The following is a 22,724-nucleotide window of genomic DNA, read 5'->3' on the forward strand; positions in this document are numbered from 1 at the left end:
AAGAAAAATAAATGTTTCAATACTTATACGCATATTCTAAACAATACGTATTGATATATTTTACTATACTTGTATTTTTGAATATATTGCATTTCCATTTCTTTCGCTGCCTCTCGCTATTATAGAGGTTTATCGGATATCATTGCGCCTAGCCTGTTTCACTTTGCAAAGTTAAGGTGGTCAGTAGTAACGCAAAGACAACGCTACGCTTAACAGAAAAATAGCAATGGCAGCCTTCCACTTTTTATCTAATGAAAAAAGTGGTATTCCAATGATATTTTTCAGTGATGTCTTGGCTTATACTACTTTATGACCACACTTCCTTTTTGCACGTAAAAAGGCTATACGGCGAAAAGATGTACCGATGAATATATAAAAAAAACTCGGGCAGACGGAAATGGAAAATAGTTTTAGGCTACCGGCTCCAGAAACCCGATAAAATTTTAACTTAAAACTGCAGTCAACAGGATAAATACCGACGTTATTTTTATGGAAAACGTAATTAATATAGCAATTGAGAGTTTGGGAATGGGTGAAGGTTTACAATGTGTTCCTTTTCTGTGTACGGTTAGAAATAACTTATGCAGGGGTAATATCAATCATCCAGACTGTGGATATGCTAACGGATATGTGTCTGTACCTAAGGAGCATCCATGGTGGGGGAAAAAATGGCATGAGGTGGAAGAACTTGTTAACGTTCACGGACAAATAACCTACGCAGCAGCATGGGAACAATTTCCATACCCGATTATTAATCTTTCAGACGTGGAAATACCTAAAGATAGCTGGGTATTTGGTTTTGATACATTACATGACAGCGACACATTAGAGAAATGTAATGAGGTCTACTGTAAAGCAGAAACTTTCAAACTAATGAAACAGTTAGAGAATGTATGCTATAAAAAATAAAACACTGTCATAAGTGAAAAAAGAGGCTCCACAAGAGTCTCTTTTGCTTTTAATATGATAGGTATGGGCATACGAATAAATAACGACTACCGATTATCGGATGACTCGCTTTTATTTTTGACATAATCAACTAAAAATCAATAACAAGAAATTACAAAATGTAAATAAAACTTTGACACTCTATCATCTTAAATTATAAAAATATAGTAGAAGATATTAATATTATATCTTCCTTGTATATGCATAGATTTTCGGTCGGCTGCTCCTTATGTCGCAGCCTTCGAACGAACCATTCAGCTTCGTTCGCTTATAGGTATCTACGATGATTTTCTACACCTTAACAGGTGAACTACCCCTCCGCATATATTCATTACAGAAAAGAACGTCACAAAGACTATGCCTGTGGACACTCTTTTCTGTAAGGAATGAAAGCGGGTCTTCCTTCCAATACTCTACAAGGAGACTACGGGAGATAGGTATGGAACACACGGCTTAGGCACGTATGCTGTCGCTGAGTGTTCCTAACGTTTTTACACAGCACGCTTACTATGCATACTATGAATTTGCCTTGCTTCGCTAGTGTACCTCCTGGTAGCAGGAACGCACGTATCTCATACAGATTACGCAGAAAGCCTAATTACTCAGACTTTCACTTCATCTGTATGAGCGTGCTTTTCCTTACTACCCTACAGTACACAAGCTACGCAAGAAACCCTTAAAACGGTCTGGGCCGTTTTAATCCCATAAAAGACACTGCTTCTTCTCTTACAGAGAATTCAACAGAGACTTTTAAGGGACTATGGGAGAGAGGTAAGGACAGTGCCTTTTTCTCACCATGAAAAAAGAAACATAAATGTTTCAATACTTATACGCATATTCTAAACAATACGTATTGATATATTTTACTATACTTGTATTTTTGAATATATTGCATTTCCATTTCTTTCGCTGCCTCTCGCTATTATAGAGGTTAATCGGATATCATTGCGCCTAGCCTGTTTCACTTTGCAAAGTTAAGGTGGTCAGTAGTAACGCAAAGACAACGCTACGCTTAACAGAAAAATATCAATGGCAGCCTTCCACTTTTTGTCTAATGAAAAAAGTGGTATTCCAATGATATTTTACTGTAATGTATTGGCTTATACTACTTTATGACCACACTTCCTTTTTGCACGTAAAAAGGCTATACGGCGAAAAGATGTACCGATGAATATATAAAAAAAACTCGGGCAGACGGAAATGGAAAATTAGTTTTAGGCTACCGGCTCCAGAAACCCGATAAAATTTTAACTAAAACTGCAGTCAACAGGATAAATACCGACAGTTATTGTATGGCAAATTGGGCAAGCACAAGCTACTGTATTGAAGGTAGCAAAGTAAACTTACAAAAAATTTACAAGATTATTGACGGCTTTATGACAGAAAAAATAAAGCCTAATGATGAAAAAGCAGATAAAAGTTGGGAGGGTAATATCCTTGAAAGATTAGGAGCATCAGAAGAACAAATGAAAACTTACTATTTACGTGGGTTCATTCAAACATACGAACTTGATAATAATATTCTAAGAATTGCAGCTGAAGAAGCATGGGGCGTAACAGACTTTAGAAAGGTCTTAGAAATATTAATGCCAGAGCTTATAATTTACTATTGTGTAGAAGAAACTGGCTGTGAAATATACCAAACAAATGACATGAATGGCAAACATTTCAAATACAATTTCTTAGTTGATTGTTGTGTTAAAGGTGAATATCAATATGAAGAGTTTGAGACCAAAGAACAGACTATGAAATTTGTAGCAAACTTATTAGAAAAAGAAGAGGTAACAGAGGAAGAAGTCGAAGATTGGAATGATGAACATCAAAATGATGATGATTACATCAACATTCATGAATTCGAGTATGCTGAATAATAAGGTAACGGAGAGGTTAACCACCTCTCCACAAAATAAGAACAAGCATAAGGGAAAACACTAATATTACATGTAATAAATGAAGTAAAAGTCAGGGGAAATCAAATTTAATATCTATATTTGCATTAAACGATAAAATATTTGTGATATGAAAGTTGGTGATAACGTTTTGATTTCTCCCGACTTGACCCATCAGACAGATTGGATTAAGGGAAAGATTATCGACGTAGAACAAAATCAGTTTGTAGGGGTTGTTATCTCTGCTGAAACGGATGATGGTGATATTTTCTTTGAACGTGAAGAACTTTTCAAACTTGCATAGTATTTTCTATTATTATAACCATTATTGTAAATGAAATTAGATACTCTGATAGCAGAATGTACGTCATACGATTTCAAGTTGATGCTTGAAGAAAAGAAACCTAAGAGTTGGCTGAAAAGCGTGAGTGCCTTTGCCAATGGCTTAGGCGGTTCTCTTTTCTTTGGTATAGATAATGATGGCAATATTAAGGGAATTGAGAAGGTACAGCGCATTTGCAAAACCATCAGTAGTAAAATTCGTGACTACATGGACCCTCTTCCAGATGTAGAGATAATACCGCATAAAATTGGTAATCTTGATGTCTTGCAAGTAAAAGTAAACGCAGGTCACTACTGTCCATATTATTATGTAGGTGATGGTCAAAGAGTTGCATTTGTACGTGTCGGTGATGAAAGTCTTCCTGCGACAGCTGAACAGATGGCTCGATTGGTACTGAAAGGAACAAATAAGACATTTGATTCCCTTCATACCGATTACAAGGTAGAGGATTATTCTTTTATTATTTTGGCTAACACATTCATAAAACGTACCAATCAGAAATGGGAAGAAAAGTTTCTCTTGTCATTTGGACTTGTCACTAGTACAGGCAATCTTACTAATGCTGGTGCACTTTTTTCGGATGACAATCCCATCTGCCAATCACGTCTTTATTGTACACGATGGGCAGGAGTAGAAAAAGGTGATGCCATCAACGATGCAGAGTTTACAGGCAATATCCTAATGTTGCTTCGTGAAGCAATGAACTTTGTGAAATCTAACACCAAGAGGGGCTGGGAGAAACTGCCTAATGGCCGAAAGAACAAACTGGAGTATGCAGAACGTGCAGTTTTGGAAACAATGGTAAACCATTTCATCCATCGCGACTATACTGTTATGGGTGGTGAAGTCCATCTTGATATTTATGATGACCGACTTACAGTCATCTCTCCAGGAGGTATGTATAATGGCTTATTGATACAGGATTTAGATATTGCTGATGTTTCTTCTGAAAGACGCAATCCAATTCTTGCAAACGTGATGGCTCAATTAGATTATATGGAGAAACGAGGTAGTGGACTTACACGCATCTGCAATGAAACCAAAGCATTGGATGGATATAGGGATGAGCTGAAACCTGTATTTAAATCCACTCCAACTCAATTTCAGACCATTATCTATGCTGCTGCCGACACAAAAAATGTCGGAGACCATGACGGAGACGTGTCGGAGACGAAACTTACTGAACGTCAGCAAAAAACACTTAATCTCATCAAAGAGTCTCCGACAATCACTGGTAAACAAATGTCGAAGATTTTGTCAGTGAGCCAGCGCACCATCGAACGTGACCTTTCAATTTTGCAAAAGATTGGTATTTTGAGACATGAGGGTAAGGACAACGATGGAGTCTGGGTAATTAGAAAATAAACTATAATATAATTGAGATATGAGTACAGGAGTAATAACTAAAGATATGAGACATGTAGATATTCCAACACTTAAGCAGTTCGGCATCTCGAATCAAGAAACGCTTGATACAGCGGTAGCCGATAAAGTTGTGGAGGAGTTCCTTAATAACTATATGAGTTGGAAAGATGTTGTAGGTTATATGGTAAGTGGCGAGGATGGAGATAGGTTATATGGAGCTGCGTTATACACGTATTCAGCTAATCTATGTTTGTCGAATCATCTTTCAGAAGATAAAGTAAAATTGCTGCAGAGCGAATTGTTAGATTATGAGAGGAAAGTTGAATATCTTTATAAATTTAAAGAAGCTTTGTATTTCAGTCTTGTTATATGTCTTCATAAATTATCCCTTGCATCTAATAAGGATTTGAAAGAATACCTGAAGAAAGCTATTTATTATTCTCAGGCGGAGGCAAATCATTTCTCATATAAAGTAGATGAGTGTTATGCTTACAGGACTGCGGGCGAATATCTCATAGATTCTTTTAAGAATGAAGAATTGAGTATGTCATCACCTACTACATTCAACGACCCTTTCGATTGTCCAATATTGGAGCTTCTAACATTGTATGGAGATGATATATCCAAACTCACCAGTGAAGCATACAAGGAATGCGTGAAAATTACATGTTTTGTAAAGAATACTAAAGTCATGCCAGAAATGGATGAAGAAAACAATCCTATGAGGCTGCAAAAGCACGATAACGATCCTGAAGAATATCTAAACGAGCTAATGTGGGCTCACTATGCCGATAATCACAAGGGCGTGTGTATAAAGTACCACTTCAATAACGACATTACAAAATTTGCAGATAAAACTAAAAGTCAAATAACATACTTTCGGGATATAAAATACACTTCAGACATGGATTTCTATAGGAAGAATGGTGCTATCAACTTACAGGACGCCTTCTTTGTGAAGGGCAAAGCATGGGAATATGAGAATGAGCTGCGATTGTTCACTTATGACCCGAAAGGAACAGGAAAATATGATAGCATTGACGCAAAGGACTGTATTGCCGCTATTTTTTTCGGTTTAAAATGTCCAAAAGAAAAGCAAGCTGAGATTATAAATATTCTGAAAGGATATAAGTGGGTAAACGAAAAGAGAGTTTGGGATAATACCAAACATTCAATTGTTAATATAAAGGAAGAACATAGAGTAGAGTTCTTCCAGATGGAAATAGATGAAAAACACTTCGGAAAACTGAAGGCTGTAGAAATAAATAATATATAAATTATGATTAATTAAGATATTTGTACTTGCGAATTCACGACCTATGAAACAATTAGGTAATGCTTAAAATAAGAAAAGAAGTGAATGACACAGTTCAGATAACATACCCGGGATAAACAAAATAAAGGGAAAATAATATGAATGCAGGAACTTTAATGATGATTTTCGTTATTGCTATAGCAAATATCGGAGTATACTTTTACATCAAAGACCATAAAAAATCATAATATAAAAGGACTAACATTTGATGTTATAAGTTAGTCGAAATATAAAGGGCGAGTACCGAACAAATCGGATTACTCGCTTTTATTTTTAACATACTCGACAGGATATAGATAAAGAGAAATGCCAAAAATTCAATACAGTCACTTTCTTTATCAAAATCATAAAATTAACTTAGTAAGATATATTAATAGAACATGTAAAACATTCATCATCAATAGTTTTAAGAGTATAACCTCTTGGTTGAACAAGCCCATCATCTACCATCTCTTGAAAGTCTTTAATTGACTTTTCCAAATCCTCCAATTCTTTTTTGGAATTCTCAGATTGCTTGAAATTCTTTCTGATTTCAAGTATTTCATCAAAAGTACTACCCATAGCTAATAAATTTACGTGTGTGTATAAAAAGTTGGAGCTTATAATTTGAAGTATAATCTCTTATTTGATTGTAATACTTTCTAATTAATTCTCTTTCTTCCTCACGGTCACTATAATCTTCTATCTTCAGTTTTAATTCTTCCAATTCTTCTATATTAATAGGACGAGCATGAGTCTTCCATTGATTGTTGTCTCCCAAAGCATCTGCAATTTGTTCCGCTCGTGCCTCCTTCTCTTCTTGTGTTACGTCATTACCATCTTTATGCTTATTCCAATTCTTAAACTTATATTTAACCAACCACTTTTTTAATAAAGATATTGTTAGTTCTTTTGCTTGTTCATAATGACGAAGTTCTGCTAAGTCAAAATCCTTAAGAATTAGAAATTCAGGGTTTGAAATTGTACCGTTCTTGCACTTTTCTATCATTTCATTTATCTTATCTAAATAGCCCAGTGCAGGAACATATTTACCTTCTTTATTCTGAACCTGTGGATCTATAGGTCCTAACACAGAAAAGTAATCCATCCATATCTCATCACCACTCATACAGAATATTGTACCAGCACTATAAGCATAATCAGGTACTATAAAAATCACCTTACTATAATGCTTTCTTATAATATTTACATATCTTTCAACTGCAGTAGTAATCCCTCCTGTAGTAGTTAATAAAATTGCTAACATGGATTTTCGCACACAATTTTTTCCTAACTCTTCTATAATTTCAAGCAGAGCATTTTCATTACCCTCTACAATTGGTCCATAATAGGTAAGAACATCACAATCGAGTTTTTTCTCAATACTACAAAGTGTAGAGTTGAGAAGTTCTTTCATTGCTTCATTAATTGAATTTTTCATGTCTAAGTTGCCGCTTTATTTTCTACAAAGATAATAATAATTATTATAACAGACAATATTAATGCTTTTTTTAACGTAATTTCGATGGTTAGAAACCTAATAAAAGATTAATGTAGTCATTGTGTAAGATTAATTATTCGGTTGGCTGCTCCTTATGTCGCAGCCTTCGGACGAACCATTCAGCTTCGTCCGCTTATAGGTATCCACGATGATTTTCTACACCTTAACAGGTGAACTGTCCCCTCCGCATATATTCCTTACAGAAAAGAACGTCACAAAGACTATGCCTTTGGACACTCTTTTCTGTAAGGAATGAAAGCGGGTCTCCCTTCCAATACTCTACAGGGAGACTACGGGAGAGAGGTATGGAACACACGGCTTAGGCACGTTTGCTGTCGCTGAGTGTTCCTAACGTTTTTACACAGCACGCTTACTCTGCGTCCTGTGAATTGCCTTGCTTCGCTAGTGTACCTCCTGGTAGCAGGAACGCACGTATCTCATACAGATTACGCAGAAAGCCTAATTACTCAGACTTTCACTTCATCTGTATGAGCGTGCTTTTCCTTACTACCCTACAGTACACAAGCTACGCAAGAAACCCTTAAAACGGTCTACGCCGTTTTAATCCCATGAAAACCACTGTATCTTCTCTTACAGAGAATTCAACAGAGACTTTTAAGGGACTCTGGGAGAGAGGTAAGGACGGTGCCTTTTTCTCACCATGAAAAAAGAAAAATAAATGTTTCAATACTTATACGCATATTCTAAACAATACGTATTGATGTATTTTACTATACTTGTATTTTTGAATATATTGCATTTCCATTTCTTTCGCTGCCTCTCGCTATTATAGAGGTTTATCGGATATCATTGCGCCTAGCCTGTTTCACTTTGCAAAGTTAAGGTGGTCAGTAGTAACGCAAAGACAACGCTACGCTTAACAGAAAAATATCAATGGCAGCCTTCCACTTTTTGTCTAATGAAAAAAGTGGTATTCCAATGATATTTTACTGTGATGTCTTGGCTTATACTACTTTATGACCACACTTCCTTTTTGCACGTAAAAAGGCTATACGGCGAAAAGATGTACCGATGAAACATTAAAAAAAAAGTCGGGCAGACGGAAATGGAAAAATATTATAAGGCTACCAGCTCCAGAAAACCGATAAATCAATAATATAACAAAAAACTGCAGTCAACAGGATAAATACCGACAAAATGATTATGGCAAATTGGACAAGTACAAGCTACTGCATAGAGGGTAGCAAGGAAGATTTAAACAATGTTCTTAAATTTATTAGTGTCAGAGCTTAAAATTTGATGTTCTGTAGAATATACTAACTTTGAAATTTACAAGACAAAGGATATGAAAACAATTAAAATTAAAGACACAAAGTCTGCTGAAACTGTTAAGAAAGAGGTAGAACAAATGATTGATCATCAAGGATATGTAGTTAGTGGAAAGGAAGAAGCTGAAAGGTTCTTTGCGATGTTTGGTGCTACTGGATATGTCTATTCTGATGAAGATAGAAAGTTCACTGTTAAAGGGGAAGTAAAGGAAGGAAGGCAGACAAACTACACGGTTGTTATAATTGCATATTTCATTGAAGTTGCAAGTGACGATTGTGTCTACTCGGTTAGTGTTACGGAGGATTAATAATTACACCATAAAGCTGGGCTAATAGCTGGACGAGCAGATTTGTTATAGATTTTAAGTTCTTTACATTAAGAATGTAATCTCAAATTATTTTAAGCCTATAGTATATATAAAAAACAGATTATCAAAGGTATAGATACTTAAATAAACGACAAACAAGAGCATGTGTTAAAATACATATATTATTTTAAAAATCTTACAGCTTGAAACAATTCTTTAAAAATGACCATTTCTGTACTCGATTTTGAATACAGAAATGGTCTATTCTTTGCTTTTAGAAAATACCTACTTATAGCTTGAAAGTTGTCAAGTTATTAATTTGCATTTTAACATACACTTATCAAGAAGATGAGTGGCGTAATAAGGTACAAATAATAAATTTACAAAATAGCAGAAGGAATATGTGTTGAATAATCGAAAAAAGAAGGTAACTTTGCTCCTTGATCTATCATACTGTTCAGCAGACTTTCTGCTTCCTTTTCATTTATAACCCCATTTTTTATTCCATAGTATAAGAAGTCAACTGTCCCTACGTATGGAATACTATGTTTAGTACAATAATTCCTTATATCTATAAAATTGCTACTACCAACTACATTAGAAGAAAAGCGACAATAAGACATACAAGCACTTTCACCCTTACCTAAATTTCTTGTAAGTTTTCCATACTCACTCATCATATTTACATCCTGTGGAAATGTTACCAAACTTATCTCTTTAAGAGAGTCAATAACATTTTTAAGATTCGTTCTAGTCCTATTGTTAATTTCATTATAAACTATATCTAAGACAATAAAGTCATATTTAGGTAGAAAACGAGCAAGCAGATATAGTTTATTCACTTTAGAAAAGTGTATTATAACATCAGCATCTAATACTATTTTTTTATTTGCCATCCTGAATTTTATTTAGCAGTTCTTCATAATGACTTTCAGAAATAAGGTCATTATCATAAAGTATTCTTGCCTTCTCACCATAATCACCGATAACAAGATTTTCATTTCCTGGTGAGTAGAGAGTTGTGTCGTATCCATACTCCAATGCTGTTTGTTTAACTGGCAAACTTAAATATTCTTGGAGTTTCCTTTCTTCAAGAAGTTTTAATTCTTTTAATCTATATAGCAATGCAGAGCGTGAAACTCTAAAATATTGTTCTAATCTCAGCACAATAGACAGTGGTAAGTTCTTCTCCTTAAGGATAGATTCTGGAATTAATCCTATGACTCCCTCTTCTGGCATCAGAAGTGCTGATGCAAAACAGTTTGCTGCTCTTTCTGTATTAGAAATTCCATCCTTAAAACATATATGAGGATGAGGATATTCATCATAATATAAATGGTAAAGCTCATGCGCAATGGTAAAATGTTGTCTTCCCTTGGATATCTTGCTGTTTACAAGTATAAATTTATCTTTTTCAGGGGATTGTAAAGAAAGACCACAAGCATCCTTTGACATTGGCAAATATACTGTCAAAATATTATTCTTTCTAAGAATAGTCTTTACATCTATTGCCTCTGTCGTGTTTAGTCCCATCCGTACACGAAAGCATTTCGCTTTCTGTTCTATGTCATTCCTACTAAATCTCATGTTCATTCTCAATACGTTTCATTTTCAAGTAACTAATTACGATATTCTTGAACTTTGCAATCTGATCCATGTCTTGTTGTCCAAGATTGTCAATCCTAAAAGCACAAGTCAAAACATTATTTAGAGTATTAATATCCTTCTCAAACAGAACGCAAAGCTCACAGCCTAACAAGTCTGCTGTTTTCTCCAAAAGAGGTAATGGGAAAGTTCTTTCACCAGCTTCATAATTGGCATAAGCAGATCGCTCTATACCTAAAAAATTTGCAATATCATTCTGCGTAAAATTATTAGCCTTACGCAGTTTCTTGATGTTTCTTCCAATAATTTCGTCCATAATTTGATAGTTATAATAGTTTCATTGTTATAGTTGTGGCAAATTTAAGAAAATTAAATGTAATATACAAATTCTGCCACAGCTTATTAATAGTAATTATATATAATTTATTCTATATTTATAGAATATGCTGCTCCCATAGGTCGCAGCCTTCGGACGAACCATTCAGCTTCGTCCGCTTAGAGGTATCTGACGATGATTTCCTACACCCTACAGGTGAATAACCCCTCCGCATACATTCCTTACAAAGTAGAACGTCACAAAGATAACACCTTTGGACACTCTACTTTGTAAGGAATGAATGCTGATCTCCCTTCCGACACCCTACAGGGAGACTATGGGAGAAAGGTATGGGACACACGGCTCAGGCAATAATGCTTTCGCTGAGTGTCCCTAACATTTCTTACACAGCACACTTACTCAGTGAACTGTGAGAGATATAAGGAGGGTTCTGGTGATGCCCTGACAGTCACTCCATGTTTGCCACTGCTTTACAGAGGCAAATAAGGAGGACTGCCAGGAGAGAGGTAAAGCATTTCTTATTTATGAGCTTGCTTCGCTAGTATGCTTACAGGTTGTAGAAATGCACGTGCTTTATACAGATTTCTCAGAAAGTCTACTTACTCAGACTTTCACTTCATCTGTATAACCGTGCAAATTCTCCCAACCTTACAACATACAAGCTACGCAAGAAACCCTTAAAACGGTCTTCGCCGTTTTAATCCCATGAAATCCACTGTTTCTTCTCTTACAGAGAATTCAACAGAGGTTTTCAAGGGACTTCGGGAGAGCGGTAAGGACAGAACTTTATTCTGACCATGAAAAAGAAACATAAATGTTTCAATACTTATACGTATATTCTAAACAATACATATTGATGTATTTTACTATACTTGTATTTTTGAATATATTGCATTTCCATTTCTTTCGCTGCCTCTCGCTATTATAGAGGTTTATCGGATATCATTGCGCCTAGCCTGTTTCACTTTGCAAAGTTAAGGTGGTCAGTAGTAACGCAAAGACAACGCTACGCTTAACAGAAAAATAGCAATGGCAGCCTTCCACTTTTTATCTAATGAAAAAAGTGGTATTCCAATGATATTTTTCAGTGATGTCTTGGCTTATACTACTTTATGACCACACTTCCTTTTTGCACGTAAAAAGGCTATACGGCGAAAAGATGTACCGATGAATATATAAAAAAAACTCGGGCAGACGGAAATGGAAAATAGTTTTAGGCTACCGGCTCCAGAAACCCGATAAAATTTTAACTTAAAACTGCAGTCAACAGGATAAATACCGACGTTATTTTTATGGAAAACGTAATTAATATAGCAATTGAGAGTTTGGGAATGGGTGAAGGTTTACAATGTGTTCCTTTTCTGTGTACGGTTAGAAATAACTTATGCAGGGGTAATATCAATCATCCAGACTGTGGATATGCTAACGGATATGTGTCTGTACCTAAGGAGCATCCATGGTGGGGGAAAAAATGGCATGAGGTGGAAGAACTTGTTAACGTTCACGGACAAATAACCTACGCAGCAGCATGGGAACAATTTCCATACCCGATTATTAATCTTTCAGACGTGGAAATACCTAAAGATATGGGTATTTGGTTTTGATACATTACATGACAGCGACACATTAGAGAAATGTAATGAGGTCTACTGTAAAGCAGAAACTTTCAAACTAATGAAACAGTTAGAGAATGTATGCTATAAAAAATAAAACACTGTCATAAGTGAAAAAAGAGGCTCCACAAGAGTCTCTTTTGCTTTTAATATGATAGGTATGGGCATACGAATAAATAACGACTACCGATTATCGGATGACTCGCTTTTATTATTGACATAATCAACTAAAAATCAATAACAAGAAATTACAAAATGTAAATAAAACTTTGACACTCTATCATCTTAAATTATAAAAATATAGTAGAAGATATTAATGGGTCAGTCCTAAAACCCATATTAATATTATATCTTCCTTGTGTATGCATAGATTTTCGGTCGGCTGCTCCTTATGTCGCAGCCTTCGGACAAACCATTCAGCTTCGTCCGCTTATAGGTATCTACGATGATTTTCTACACCTTAACAGGTGAACTGTCCCCTCCGCATATATTCCTTACAGAAAAGAACGTCACAAAGACTATGCCTTTGGACACTCTTTTCTGTAAGGAATGAAAGCGGGTCTCCCTTCCAATACTCTACAGGGAGACTACGGGAGAGAGGTATGGAACACACGGCTTAGGCACGTATGCTGTCGCTGAGTGTTCCTAACATTTTTACACAGCACGCTTACTCTGCGTCCTGTGAATTTGCCTTGCTTCGCTAGTGTACCTCCTGGTAGCAGGAACGCACGTATCTCATACAGATTACGCAGAAAGCCTAATTACTCAGACTTTCACTTCATCTGTATGAGCGTGCTTTTCCTTACTACCCTACAGTACACAAGCTACGCAAGAAACCCTTAAAACAGTCTGAGCCGTTTTAATCCCATAAAAGACACTGCTTCATCTCTTACAGAGACTTCAACAGAGACTTTTAAGGGACTTTGGGAGAGAGGTAAGGACAGAACTTTATTCTGACCATGAAAAAGAAACATAAATGTTTCAATACTTATACATATATTCTAAACAATACGTATTGATGTATTTTATTATACTTGTATTTTTGAATATATTACATTTCCATTTCTTTCGCTGCCTCTCGCTATTATAGAGGTTTATCGGATATCATTGCGCCTAGCCTGTTTCACTTTGCAAAGTTAAGGTGGTCAGCAGTAACGCAAAGACAACGCTACGCTTAACAGAAAAATATCAATGGCAGCCTTCCATTTTTTACTAAAAATGGTATTCCAATGATATTTTTCAGTGATGACTTGGCTTATACTACTTATAACCACACTTCCTTTTTGCACGTAAAAAGGCTATACGGCGAAAAGATGTACCGATGAATATATAAAAAAAACTCGGGCAGACGGAAATGGAAAAATAGTTTTAGGCTACCGGCTCCAGAAACCCGATAAATATTTACTAAAACTGCAGTCAACAGGATAAACACCGACATTATTTTTATGGGAAACGTAATTAATATAACAATTCCAACATGGAACATCGAAGCTTTTAATGGTTACAAACCTATTACTTCTTTTTGGAGTGATTTTTCTATTGCTGACCATTTCGGGGAAAAAGGTATTAAGGATACCTTTCAAAAAGTATTTGAAGAATGGAAAGGTAATTATAAATACCTTACAGAACTAGTTTTAGTTTTGAACCATAAGATTTGGCAATGGTATGAAAAGAATGAAACCATAGCAAGGTTATATAATAATCTATGGCAAGAAGCTGACTCCTACGCTTGCGAGAACTTAAAGGGAGAGGAAATGGAATATTTCTATATGACAACAGATTGAAAAGATATGAACAGATTAATTATATCATTAGAAGAAAAGTTACACAAAGGAATTGTTTCCTTTGTGTACCTTAAAAAAGATGGTAGCAGACGTAATGCAAACGGAACACTTTACGGCATAGGACATACAATAAAAGGGAATGAAGGAAGAAGATGTAAATGGACATTAAATTACTATGATATTGACTGCCAAGCTTGGAGGTCTTTCATTACTGAAAATCTTGTTTCTGTAGGTGACGTTAGACAAAAGACAGAAGAAGAGCATCACGACATATGTATAGCGTTGATAGTCAAATTAAAAGAAAAAATGAGAAAGAATGGTATCACAGCTTTTGCATATAGAAAAAAAGATGGTTCTATCCTTTATACTCATGGTGTCCTCTCTGCTGGAATAGATGAAGAAAAAAGAATCTTCACTTATTTTGACACCGACAAAAAAGAAGAAATCACATTTAAAATTGATGATTTTATAGGTATCGGTGAAATTGGAGAACTTGACATGTATATTAAATCTTTTCATTGTGTCAGAGATAAAGAAAAATTGGAATCACTTGATATTTCTGAGATAAACTTAAAGAATATCATAGAGTCAAAAGGTTATAAATGTAAAAATGTAGAAGAAGTAAAAGTTATTGATTTACTTCCTTACTTGAACAAAGAACAGCTTAAAAAACTCATTTGTAGAGCAGCCGAAAGATTAGCAGAAATATAAAAGGCAACGGAGAGGTTAACCACCTCTCCACTATTAAAACAATATGCAATATCCAAGAATTGATTCTTTTAAAAGAAAAAATTATGTACCAATATATCGTGAATACTTTGAGGTACAGACAAGAAGACCAAATAGACAATTAAAGTTTAAGATCTTTCAAACAAAAAATAGAGTAAACAATTATATAAATCAAGAAAGGGAATGTTTGAAAAAAGAGGGTTACAAAAAAGCCTTAATTAACGGAAGAATAGAAACACTATAGAGATAATAATTGCATCAGTCCTTCTGCTTGTAACAGGAGGACTTTTTTCGGTCGGCTGCTCCCATAGGTCGCAGCCTTCGAACGAACCATTCAGCTTCGTTCGCTTATAGGTATCTACGATGATTTTCTACACCTTAACAGGTGAACTACCCCTCCGCATATATTCATTACAGAAAAGAACGTCACAAAGACTATGCCTGTGGACACTCTTTTCTGTAAGGAATGAAAGTGGGTCTCCCTTCCAATACTCTACAAGGAGACTACGGGAGATAGGTATGGAACACACGGCTTAGGCACGTATGCTGTCGCTGAGTGTTCCTAACGTTTTTACACAGCACGCTTACTATGCATACTGTGAATTTGCCTTGCTTCGCTAGTGTACCTCCTGGTAGCAGGAACGCACGTATCTCATACAGATTACGCAGAAAGCCTAATTACTCAGACTTTCACTTCATCTGTATGAGCGTGCTTTTCCTTACTACCCTACAGTACACAAGCTACGCAAGAAACCCTTAAAACGGTCTACGCCGTTTTAATCCCATGAAAACCACTGTATCTTCTCTTACAGAGAATTCAACAGAGGTTTTCAAGGGACTTCGGGAGAGAGGTAAGGACAGAACTTTATTCTGACCATGAAAAAGAAACATAAATGTTTCAATACTTATACGCATATTCTAAACAATACGTATTGATATAATTTACTATACTTGTATTTTTGAATATATTGCATTTCCATTTCTTTCGCTGCCTCTCGCTATTATAGAGGTTAATCGGATATCATTGCGCCGAGCCTGTTTCACTTTGCAAAGTTAAGGTGGTCAGTAGTAACGCAAAGACAACGCTACGCTTAACAGAAAAATATCAATGGCAGCCTTCCACTTTTTGTCTAATGAAAAAAATGGTATTCCAATGATATTTTACTGTGATGTCTTGGCTTATACTACTTTATGACCACACTTCCTTTTTGCACGTAAAAAGGCTATACGGCGAAAAGATGTACCGATGAATATATAAAAAAAACTCGGGCAGACGGAAATGGAAAATTAGTTTTAGGCTACCGGCTCCAGAAACCCGATAAAATTTTAACTAAAACTGCAGTCAACAGGATAAATACCGACAGTTATTGTATGGCAAATTGGGCAAGCACAAGCTACTGTATTGAAGGTAGCAAAGTAAACTTACAAAAAATTTACAAGATTATTGACGGCTTTATGACAGAAAAAATAAAGCCTAATGATGAAAAAGCAGATAAAAGTTGGGAGGGTAATATCCTTGAAAGATTAGGAGCATCAGAAGAACAAATGAAAACTTACTATTTACGTGGGTTCATTCAAACATACGAACTTGATAATAATATTCTAAGAATTGCAGCTGAAGAAGCATGGGGCGTAACAGACTTTAGAAAGGTCTTAGAAATATTAATGCCAGAGCTTATAATTTACTATTGTGTAGAAGAAACTGGCTGTGAAATATACCAAACAAATGACATGAATGGCAAACATTTCAAATACAATTTCTTAGTTGATTGTTGTGTTAAAGGTGAATATCAATATGAAGAGTTTGAGACCAAAGAACAGACTATGAAATTTGTAGCAAACTTATTAGAAAAAGAAGAGGTAACAGAGGAAGAAGTCGAAGATTGGAATGATGAGCATCAAAATGATGATGATTACATCAATATTCACGAATTCGAGTATACTGAATAATAAGGTAATGGAGAGGTTAACCACCTCTCCACAAAATAAGAATAAACATAAGAGAAAACACTAATATTACATGTAATAAATGAAGTAAAAGTTAGGGGAAATCAAATTTAATATCTATATTTGCATTAAACGATAAAATATTTGTGATATGAAAGTTGGTGATAACGTTTTGATTTCTCCCGACTTGACCCATCAGACAGATTGGGTTAAGGGAAAGATTATCGACGTAGAACAAAATCAGTTTGTAGGGGTTGTTATCTCTGCTGAAACGGATGATGGTGATATTTTCTTTGAACGTGAAGAACTTTTCAAACTTGCATAGTATTTTCTATTATTATAACCATTATTGTAAATGAAATTAGATACTCTGATAGCAGAATGTACGTCATACGATTTCAAGTTGATGCTTGAAGAAAAGAAACCTAAGAGTTGGCTGAAAAGCGTGAGTGCTTTTGCCAATGGCTTAGGCGGTTCTCTTTTCTTTGGTATAGATAATGATGGCAATATTAAGGGAATTGAGGAAGTACAGCGCATTTGCGAAACCATCAGTAGTAAAATTCGTGACTACATGGACCCTCTTCCAGATGTAGAGATAATACCGCATAAAATTGGTAATCTTGATGTCTTGTAAGCAAAAGTAAACGCAGGTCACTACTGTCCATATTATTATGTAGGTGATGGTCAAAGAGTTGCATTTGTACGTGTCGGTGATGAAAGTCTTCCTGCGACAGCTGAACAGATGGCTCGATTGGTACTGAAAGGGACAAATAAGACATTCGATTCCCTTCATACCGATTACAAGGTAGAGGATTATTCTTTTATTATTTTGGCTAACACATTCATAAAACGTACCAATCAGAAATGGGAAGAAAAGTTTCTCTTGTCATTTGGACTTGTCACTAGTACAGGCAATCTTACTAATGCTGGTGCACTTTTTTCGGATGACAATCCCATCTGCCAATCACGTCTTTATTGTACACGATGGGCAGGAGTAGAAAAAGGTGATGCCATCAACGATGCAGAGTTTACAGGCAATATCCTAATGTTGCTTCGTGAAGCAATGAACTTTGTGAAATCTAACACCAAGAGGGGCTGGGAGAAACGGCCTAATGGCCGAAAGAACAAACTGGAGTATGCAGAACGTGCAGTTTTGGAAACAATGGTAAACCATTTCATCCATCGCGACTATACTGTTATGGGTGGTGAAGTCCATCTTGATATTTATGATGACCGACTTACAGTCATCTCTCCAGGAGGTATGTATAATGGCTTATTGATACAGGATTTAGATATTGCTGATGTTTCTTCTGAAAGACGCAATCCAATTCTTGCAAACGTGATGGCTCAATTAGATTATATGGAGAAACGAGGTAGTGGACTTACACGCATCTGCAATGAAACCAAAGCATTGGATGGATATAGGGATGAGCTGAAACCTGTATTTAAATCCACTCCAACTCAATTTCAGACCATTATCTATGCTGCTGCCGACACAAAAAATGTCGGAGACCATGACGGAGACGTGTCGGAGACGAAACTTACTGAACGTCAGCAAAAAACACTTAATCTCATCAAAGAGTCTCCGACAATCACTGGTAAACAAATGTCGAAGATTTTGTCGGTGAGCCAGCGCACCATCGAACGTGACCTCTCAACTTTGCAAAAGATTGGTATTTTGAGACATGAGGGGAAAGACAACGATGGAGTCTGGGTAATTAGAAAATAAACTATAATATAACAGACAATATTAATATTTTGTTTAACGTAATTTCGATTGTTAGAAACCTAATAAAAGATTAATGTAGTCATTGTATAAGAATAATTATTTGGTTGGCTACTCCCATAGGTTGCAGCCTTCGGAACGAACCATTCAGCTTCGTCCGCTTAGAGGTATCTAACGATGATTGCCTACACCTTACAGGTGAATAAACCCTCCGCATATTCCTTACAGAGTAGATCATCACAAAGACAATTCCTTTGCATACTCTACTCTGTAGGGAATGAAAGCGGATCTCCCTTCCGACACCCTACAGGGAGACTACGGGAGAGAGGTATGGAACACACGGCTTAGGCACGTTTGCTGTCGCTGAGTGTTCCTAACGTTTTTACACAGCACGCTTACTCTGCGTCCTGTGAATTGCCTTGCTTCGCTAGTGTACCTACTGGTAGCAGGAACGCACGTATCTCATACAGATTACGCAGAAAGCCTAATTACTCAGACTTTCACTTCATCTGTATGAGCGTGCTTTTCCTTACTACCCTACAGTACACAAGCTACGCAAGAAACCCTTAAAACGGTCTGGGCCGTTTTAATCCCATAAAAGACACTGCTTCTTCTCTTTCAGAGAATTCAACAGAGACTTTTAAGGGACTCTGGGAGAGAGGTAAGGACGGTGCCTTTTTCTCACCATGAAAAAAGAAACATAAATGTTTCAATACTTATACGCATATTCTAAACAATACGTATTGATATATTTTACTATACTTGTATTTTTGAATATATTACATTTCCATTTCTTTCGCTGCCTCTCGCTATTATAGAGGTTTATCGGATATCATTGCGCCAAGCCTGTTTCACTTTGCAAAGTTAAGGTGGTCAGCAGTAACGCAAAGACAACGCTACGCTTAACAGAAAAATATCAATGGCAGCCTTCCACTTTTTGTCTAATGAAAAAAGTGGTATTCCAATGATATTTTACTGTGATGTCTTGGCTTATACTACTTATAACCACACTTCCTTTTTGCACGTAAAAAGGCTATACGGCGAAAAGATGTACCGATGAATATATAAAAAAAACTCGGGCAGACGGAAATGGAAAATAGTTTTAGGCTACCGGCTCCAGAAACCCGATAATTCAATAATATAACAGAACTGCAGTCAACAGGATAAACACCGACAAAATAATTATGGCCAATTGGGCAAGTACAAGCTACTGCATAGAGGGTAGCAAGGAAGATTTAAACAATGTTCTTAAATTTATTAGTATCAGAGCTTAAAATTTGATATTCTGTAGAATATACTAACTTTGGAATTTACAAGACAAAGGATATGAAAACAATAAAAATTAAAGACACAAAGTCTGCTGAAACTGTTAAGAAAGAGGTAGAACAAATGATTGATCATCAAGGATATGTAGTTAGTGGAAAGGAAGATGCTGAAAGGTTCTTTGCGATGTATGGCGCTACTGGATATGTCTATTCTGATGAAGATAGAAAGTTCACTGTTAAAGGGAAAGTAAAGAGAGGAAGGCAGACAACCTACACGGTTGTTATAATTGCATATTTCATTGAAGCTGCAAGTGACGATTGTGTCTACTCGGTTAGTGTTACGGAGGATTAATAATTACACCATAAAGCTGGGCTAACGGCTGGACGGGCAGTTTAACAGATTTCAGAATAAATGCTTGATATATACAAAGAAATAAATATTTTTAGTATCTTTGCAAGCATTAAAAGCTAACAAGGAATGAACACGAAGATTTTATTTGATAAGGATGTGACACTTAATGCTGTGCTATATATATTAGAACACATGAATGGTATTTCTAATATGCACAAAATCTTTAAGACGTTATATCTTGCAGACCAAAAACATTTGAGTAAATATGGACGTACAATAACAGGTGATGTTTATATCGCTATGGAGTACGGACCAGTCCCTTCACGTACTGATGATATTTTCAAAGCTGTACGTGGTGATAGTTATTTCCCTGCAGGAGAGTTGAAAGACTATTTTGAGTTTATTAATCGCTATACGGTAAAGCCCTTAAAACATAGCAATATTGATTATCTCTCTGAAACTGATATTGAGTGTTTGAATGATGCTATTGATTTCTGCAAAGATAAAACTTTTGGAGAACTCACTGATTATACGCATGACTTTGCATATAGGAACACAGCACGTGATAGAGAAATGTCTTTTAAAGATATATTGCGTGAGGTTAATGATAGCGAAGACTATGTAAATTATATAGCCTCTAAAATGGACTTAGAGTGTAGCGTAAGATGATGGATTTACCAATAAGCTATATAGAATCTTCTGTCTCACGAGGTGCAATTTTACATTCGACAATGTTTAGAGAGATAGACCATGGGAAGTTCTTTGTCATCATTGGCGTTTCGCAAAATGAGGTTGCAGGCTTCTTCTTCATCAATTCAAATATCAACAAAAGTCTTGAAAGTAAGCCTGAACAAATTGCTATGCAATATCCTATGAGGAAAAAAGACTATAGCTTTCTTCATTATGACTCATTCTTATGTGCTACAAATATACTAAAGTTACCACGTGAGAGAATTGTGTCAAGCATAAATACTGGTGAGACAACTTTTATAGGTAATATGGTGGAAGAACATTTAGAAGAACTTCTACAGAGTGCTAGGAAATCGAGATTATTCTCTAAAATAGAAAAGGGTACTTTCCTTTATTAAACTAAAAAAAAGAAATGATGTATCGCTTGATGCACCATTTCTTTTTTCTTTAGGAGGTTAGGACGATTTATTTTTATGGCTCTATAACGAATCGTGTGGGTAATCCTGTTTAAGCTCCCCTGTTATGAAATAGACCATATACTTAAAGTTTTCTGTATTTACGAATCCCCTTACCCTCCTTTTAACAAGTTGCTTCTGATAGGCCTAAAGCCTGTGTAAATATCTCGGTACTATTCATAAGACAAAGGTAATATTTTGGCTCTATAACGAATCGTGTGGGTAATCAAGTTTAAGCCCTCCTGTTATGGAATAGACCATATACTTAAAGTTTTCTGTATTTACGAATCTCCTTACCTCCTTTTAACAAGTTGCTTCTGATAGCCCTAAAGCCTGTATAAATATCTCGATACTATTCATAAAACAAAGGTAATATTTTTATCTGAGTTTTCTATAATTACCCACACAATTCGTTATAGAGCCAACTTTTCAATAGCGTGTTCTTAGATTTATCTAAGAAATCTGTCTCTTCCAGAGAACATGGAATAAGGTGGTGGCATACATATATTTGCATAAAACTTAAAGTATAATATCATTTTGTACGTATATAATCACTATATACGATAATTTTAATAGATAATACATATATCTATTTATTATTAATTAACATTTCAATCAAAAATAAGTAGGAAAACACTTTGAATAATCAACATAAAATGCTACCTTTGTAATAGATAAATTAATAACATAGAAGAAGGTAAATATAATATAGGGGTTGATATACTGATGAACATTATAGATGCCTTGAAAAAATTCTATTAGAATGAGACTAATAACCTTAGAACAGGAAGAAGAAGTCGTAAGGCTATACAGGTCTGAGAAATATACGATAAAACAGATTTGTAAAATGACAGGTGTCCTGTCTGAACAAACTATATACCGCATCCTAAGGGAAAGAAACATTCCAAAAAGAGAGATAAGAATCATCACGAAGAAGATTTCCGTTTCCTTGGATCATGAAACGGAGCTTATACTTGATAAAATAAAAGCTAAAAACTTGTCAAAATATATTTGTGACATAATAAAGAAACAAGAACTATTAACCAAATAAAAGAAAGGGAATAATTATGGACTTAACAACATTATTCGCAGCAGCTGTAGCTGTTAAAGTGTTTGACACCTTTACTGGTGGAAATAAGAAAAAGAAGAAGAAAAAATATAAGAAGAGTAGCAGCTCGAAAAGAAGCTACAGAAGAAAGGACTCCAATTATCGTGATGCCCCTGCATGGTTCCATGATCATGGTCAGAATCTATAAACTGCTCATAGTATGCAAATAAAGGTAA

23 protein-coding genes are annotated in these 22,724 nt (G+C 35.6%); 18 read left to right on the forward strand and 5 right to left on the reverse strand.

Features of this window, described 5'->3' with window-relative positions; translation table 11 throughout:
* The first annotated feature begins 489 nt into the window (after positions 1-489).
* The 5 genes from AXF23_RS15030 (at position 490) to AXF23_RS15050 (ending at position 5,821) form a co-directional block, all read left to right on the forward strand.
* Complete coding sequence (locus tag AXF23_RS15030) at positions 490-909, forward strand: hypothetical protein (RefSeq protein ID WP_107626052.1); 420 nt, start codon at positions 490-492, stop codon at positions 907-909.
* Positions 910-2,240: 1,331 nt separating this feature from the next.
* Positions 2,241-2,819, forward strand: coding sequence for a hypothetical protein (locus AXF23_RS15035; protein ID WP_107626053.1), 579 nt, complete (start codon positions 2,241-2,243; stop codon positions 2,817-2,819).
* Between the two features lie 148 nt (positions 2,820-2,967).
* The gene (locus AXF23_RS15040) at positions 2,968-3,141 is read left to right on the forward strand and encodes a transcriptional regulator (protein WP_107626054.1); all 174 of its coding nucleotides are present in this window, start codon (positions 2,968-2,970) and stop codon (positions 3,139-3,141) included.
* A 30-nt stretch (positions 3,142-3,171) separates the two neighbouring features.
* Positions 3,172-4,545: an RNA-binding domain-containing protein gene (locus AXF23_RS15045; RefSeq protein WP_107626055.1), complete on the forward strand. Its 1,374-nt coding sequence runs from the start codon at positions 3,172-3,174 to the stop codon at positions 4,543-4,545.
* Positions 4,546-4,564: 19 nt separating this feature from the next.
* Entirely contained in the window at positions 4,565-5,821 is a 1,257-nt protein-coding gene (locus AXF23_RS15050; protein ID WP_107626056.1) for a DUF2971 domain-containing protein, read from the forward strand.
* A gap of 396 nt (positions 5,822-6,217) precedes the next feature.
* Here the strand turns inward: AXF23_RS15050 and AXF23_RS15055 are convergent, their stop codons facing one another.
* Together AXF23_RS15055 and AXF23_RS15060 are read right to left on the reverse strand one after the other, a co-directional pair.
* Positions 6,218-6,421, reverse strand: a complete 204-nt coding sequence (locus AXF23_RS15055; protein ID WP_107626057.1) for a hypothetical protein — start codon at positions 6,419-6,421, stop codon at positions 6,218-6,220.
* Complete coding sequence (locus AXF23_RS15060; protein WP_107626058.1) at positions 6,414-7,280, reverse strand: SDH family Clp fold serine proteinase; 867 nt, start codon at positions 7,278-7,280, stop codon at positions 6,414-6,416. The genes AXF23_RS15055 and AXF23_RS15060 overlap by 8 nt, the downstream gene beginning before the upstream one ends.
* A 1,366-nt stretch (positions 7,281-8,646) precedes the next feature.
* Here AXF23_RS15060 and AXF23_RS15065 point away from each other — a divergent pair.
* Positions 8,647-8,937, forward strand: coding sequence for a hypothetical protein (locus tag AXF23_RS15065; RefSeq protein WP_107626059.1), 291 nt, complete (start codon positions 8,647-8,649; stop codon positions 8,935-8,937).
* A 380-nt stretch (positions 8,938-9,317) separates the two neighbouring features.
* On the opposite strand, the gene AXF23_RS15070 is transcribed toward AXF23_RS15065, so the two are convergent.
* Genes AXF23_RS15070 through AXF23_RS15080 form a run of 3 tightly spaced genes read right to left on the reverse strand, consistent with a single transcriptional unit; the run spans position 9,318 to position 10,858 of the window.
* The gene (locus AXF23_RS15070) at positions 9,318-9,833 is read right to left on the reverse strand and encodes a PIN domain-containing protein (RefSeq protein WP_107626060.1); all 516 of its coding nucleotides are present in this window, start codon (positions 9,831-9,833) and stop codon (positions 9,318-9,320) included.
* On the reverse strand, positions 9,823-10,530 hold the full coding sequence (locus tag AXF23_RS15075; RefSeq protein ID WP_233251346.1) for an ImmA/IrrE family metallo-endopeptidase: 708 nt from the start codon (positions 10,528-10,530) through the stop codon (positions 9,823-9,825). The genes AXF23_RS15070 and AXF23_RS15075 overlap by 11 nt, the downstream gene beginning before the upstream one ends.
* On the reverse strand, positions 10,514-10,858 hold the full coding sequence (locus AXF23_RS15080) for a helix-turn-helix transcriptional regulator (protein WP_107626061.1): 345 nt from the start codon (positions 10,856-10,858) through the stop codon (positions 10,514-10,516). Before AXF23_RS15080 ends, AXF23_RS15075 begins: the two co-directional genes overlap by 17 nt.
* Before the next feature lie 1,313 nt (positions 10,859-12,171).
* On the opposite strand from AXF23_RS15080, the gene AXF23_RS15085 reads away from it, so the two are divergent.
* The 12 genes from AXF23_RS15085 (at position 12,172) to AXF23_RS15140 (ending at position 22,696) form a co-directional block, all read left to right on the forward strand.
* The gene (locus AXF23_RS15085; RefSeq protein WP_107626062.1) at positions 12,172-12,483 is read left to right on the forward strand and encodes a hypothetical protein; all 312 of its coding nucleotides are present in this window, start codon (positions 12,172-12,174) and stop codon (positions 12,481-12,483) included.
* 1,454 nt (positions 12,484-13,937) lie between these two features.
* On the forward strand, positions 13,938-14,276 hold the full coding sequence (locus tag AXF23_RS15090) for a hypothetical protein (RefSeq protein ID WP_107626063.1): 339 nt from the start codon (positions 13,938-13,940) through the stop codon (positions 14,274-14,276).
* Between the two features lie 6 nt (positions 14,277-14,282).
* Positions 14,283-14,987 carry an SH3 beta-barrel fold-containing protein gene (locus AXF23_RS15095; RefSeq protein WP_107626064.1) on the forward strand — a complete coding sequence of 235 codons (705 nt, stop codon included), beginning with the start codon at positions 14,283-14,285 and terminating at the stop codon, positions 14,985-14,987.
* Between the two features lie 1,389 nt (positions 14,988-16,376).
* The gene (locus AXF23_RS15105) at positions 16,377-16,955 is read left to right on the forward strand and encodes a hypothetical protein (protein WP_107626066.1); all 579 of its coding nucleotides are present in this window, start codon (positions 16,377-16,379) and stop codon (positions 16,953-16,955) included.
* 148 nt (positions 16,956-17,103) lie between these two features.
* A complete protein-coding gene (locus AXF23_RS15110) occupies positions 17,104-17,277 on the forward strand; it encodes a transcriptional regulator (protein ID WP_107626067.1) in 174 nt (57 codons plus the stop codon).
* 30 nt (positions 17,278-17,307) lie between these two features.
* Positions 17,308-17,586, forward strand: a complete 279-nt coding sequence (locus tag AXF23_RS16435) for an AlbA family DNA-binding domain-containing protein (RefSeq protein ID WP_233251347.1) — start codon at positions 17,308-17,310, stop codon at positions 17,584-17,586.
* A 108-nt stretch (positions 17,587-17,694) separates the two neighbouring features.
* Positions 17,695-18,681 carry an ATP-binding protein gene (locus tag AXF23_RS15115; RefSeq protein WP_233251348.1) on the forward strand — a complete coding sequence of 329 codons (987 nt, stop codon included), beginning with the start codon at positions 17,695-17,697 and terminating at the stop codon, positions 18,679-18,681.
* A 1,323-nt stretch (positions 18,682-20,004) separates the two neighbouring features.
* Complete coding sequence (locus AXF23_RS15120) at positions 20,005-20,295, forward strand: hypothetical protein (RefSeq protein ID WP_107626068.1); 291 nt, start codon at positions 20,005-20,007, stop codon at positions 20,293-20,295.
* 126 nt (positions 20,296-20,421) lie between these two features.
* On the forward strand, positions 20,422-20,964 hold the full coding sequence (locus tag AXF23_RS15125; protein ID WP_107626069.1) for a Panacea domain-containing protein: 543 nt from the start codon (positions 20,422-20,424) through the stop codon (positions 20,962-20,964).
* Positions 20,961-21,383 (forward strand): hypothetical protein, encoded by a 423-nt coding sequence (locus tag AXF23_RS15130; protein ID WP_146156764.1) that lies wholly within the window; start codon positions 20,961-20,963, stop codon positions 21,381-21,383. Before AXF23_RS15125 ends, AXF23_RS15130 begins: the two co-directional genes overlap by 4 nt.
* 820 nt (positions 21,384-22,203) lie before the next feature.
* A complete protein-coding gene (locus AXF23_RS15135) occupies positions 22,204-22,491 on the forward strand; it encodes a helix-turn-helix domain-containing protein (RefSeq protein WP_107626071.1) in 288 nt (95 codons plus the stop codon).
* A gap of 16 nt (positions 22,492-22,507) precedes the next feature.
* Complete coding sequence (locus AXF23_RS15140; protein WP_107626072.1) at positions 22,508-22,696, forward strand: hypothetical protein; 189 nt, start codon at positions 22,508-22,510, stop codon at positions 22,694-22,696.
* The last annotated feature ends 28 nt before the right edge of the window (positions 22,697-22,724 follow it).

It is taken from the genome of Prevotella sp. oral taxon 313 (assembly GCF_003043935.1).
Taxonomy (GTDB): domain Bacteria; phylum Bacteroidota; class Bacteroidia; order Bacteroidales; family Bacteroidaceae; genus Prevotella; species Prevotella jejuni.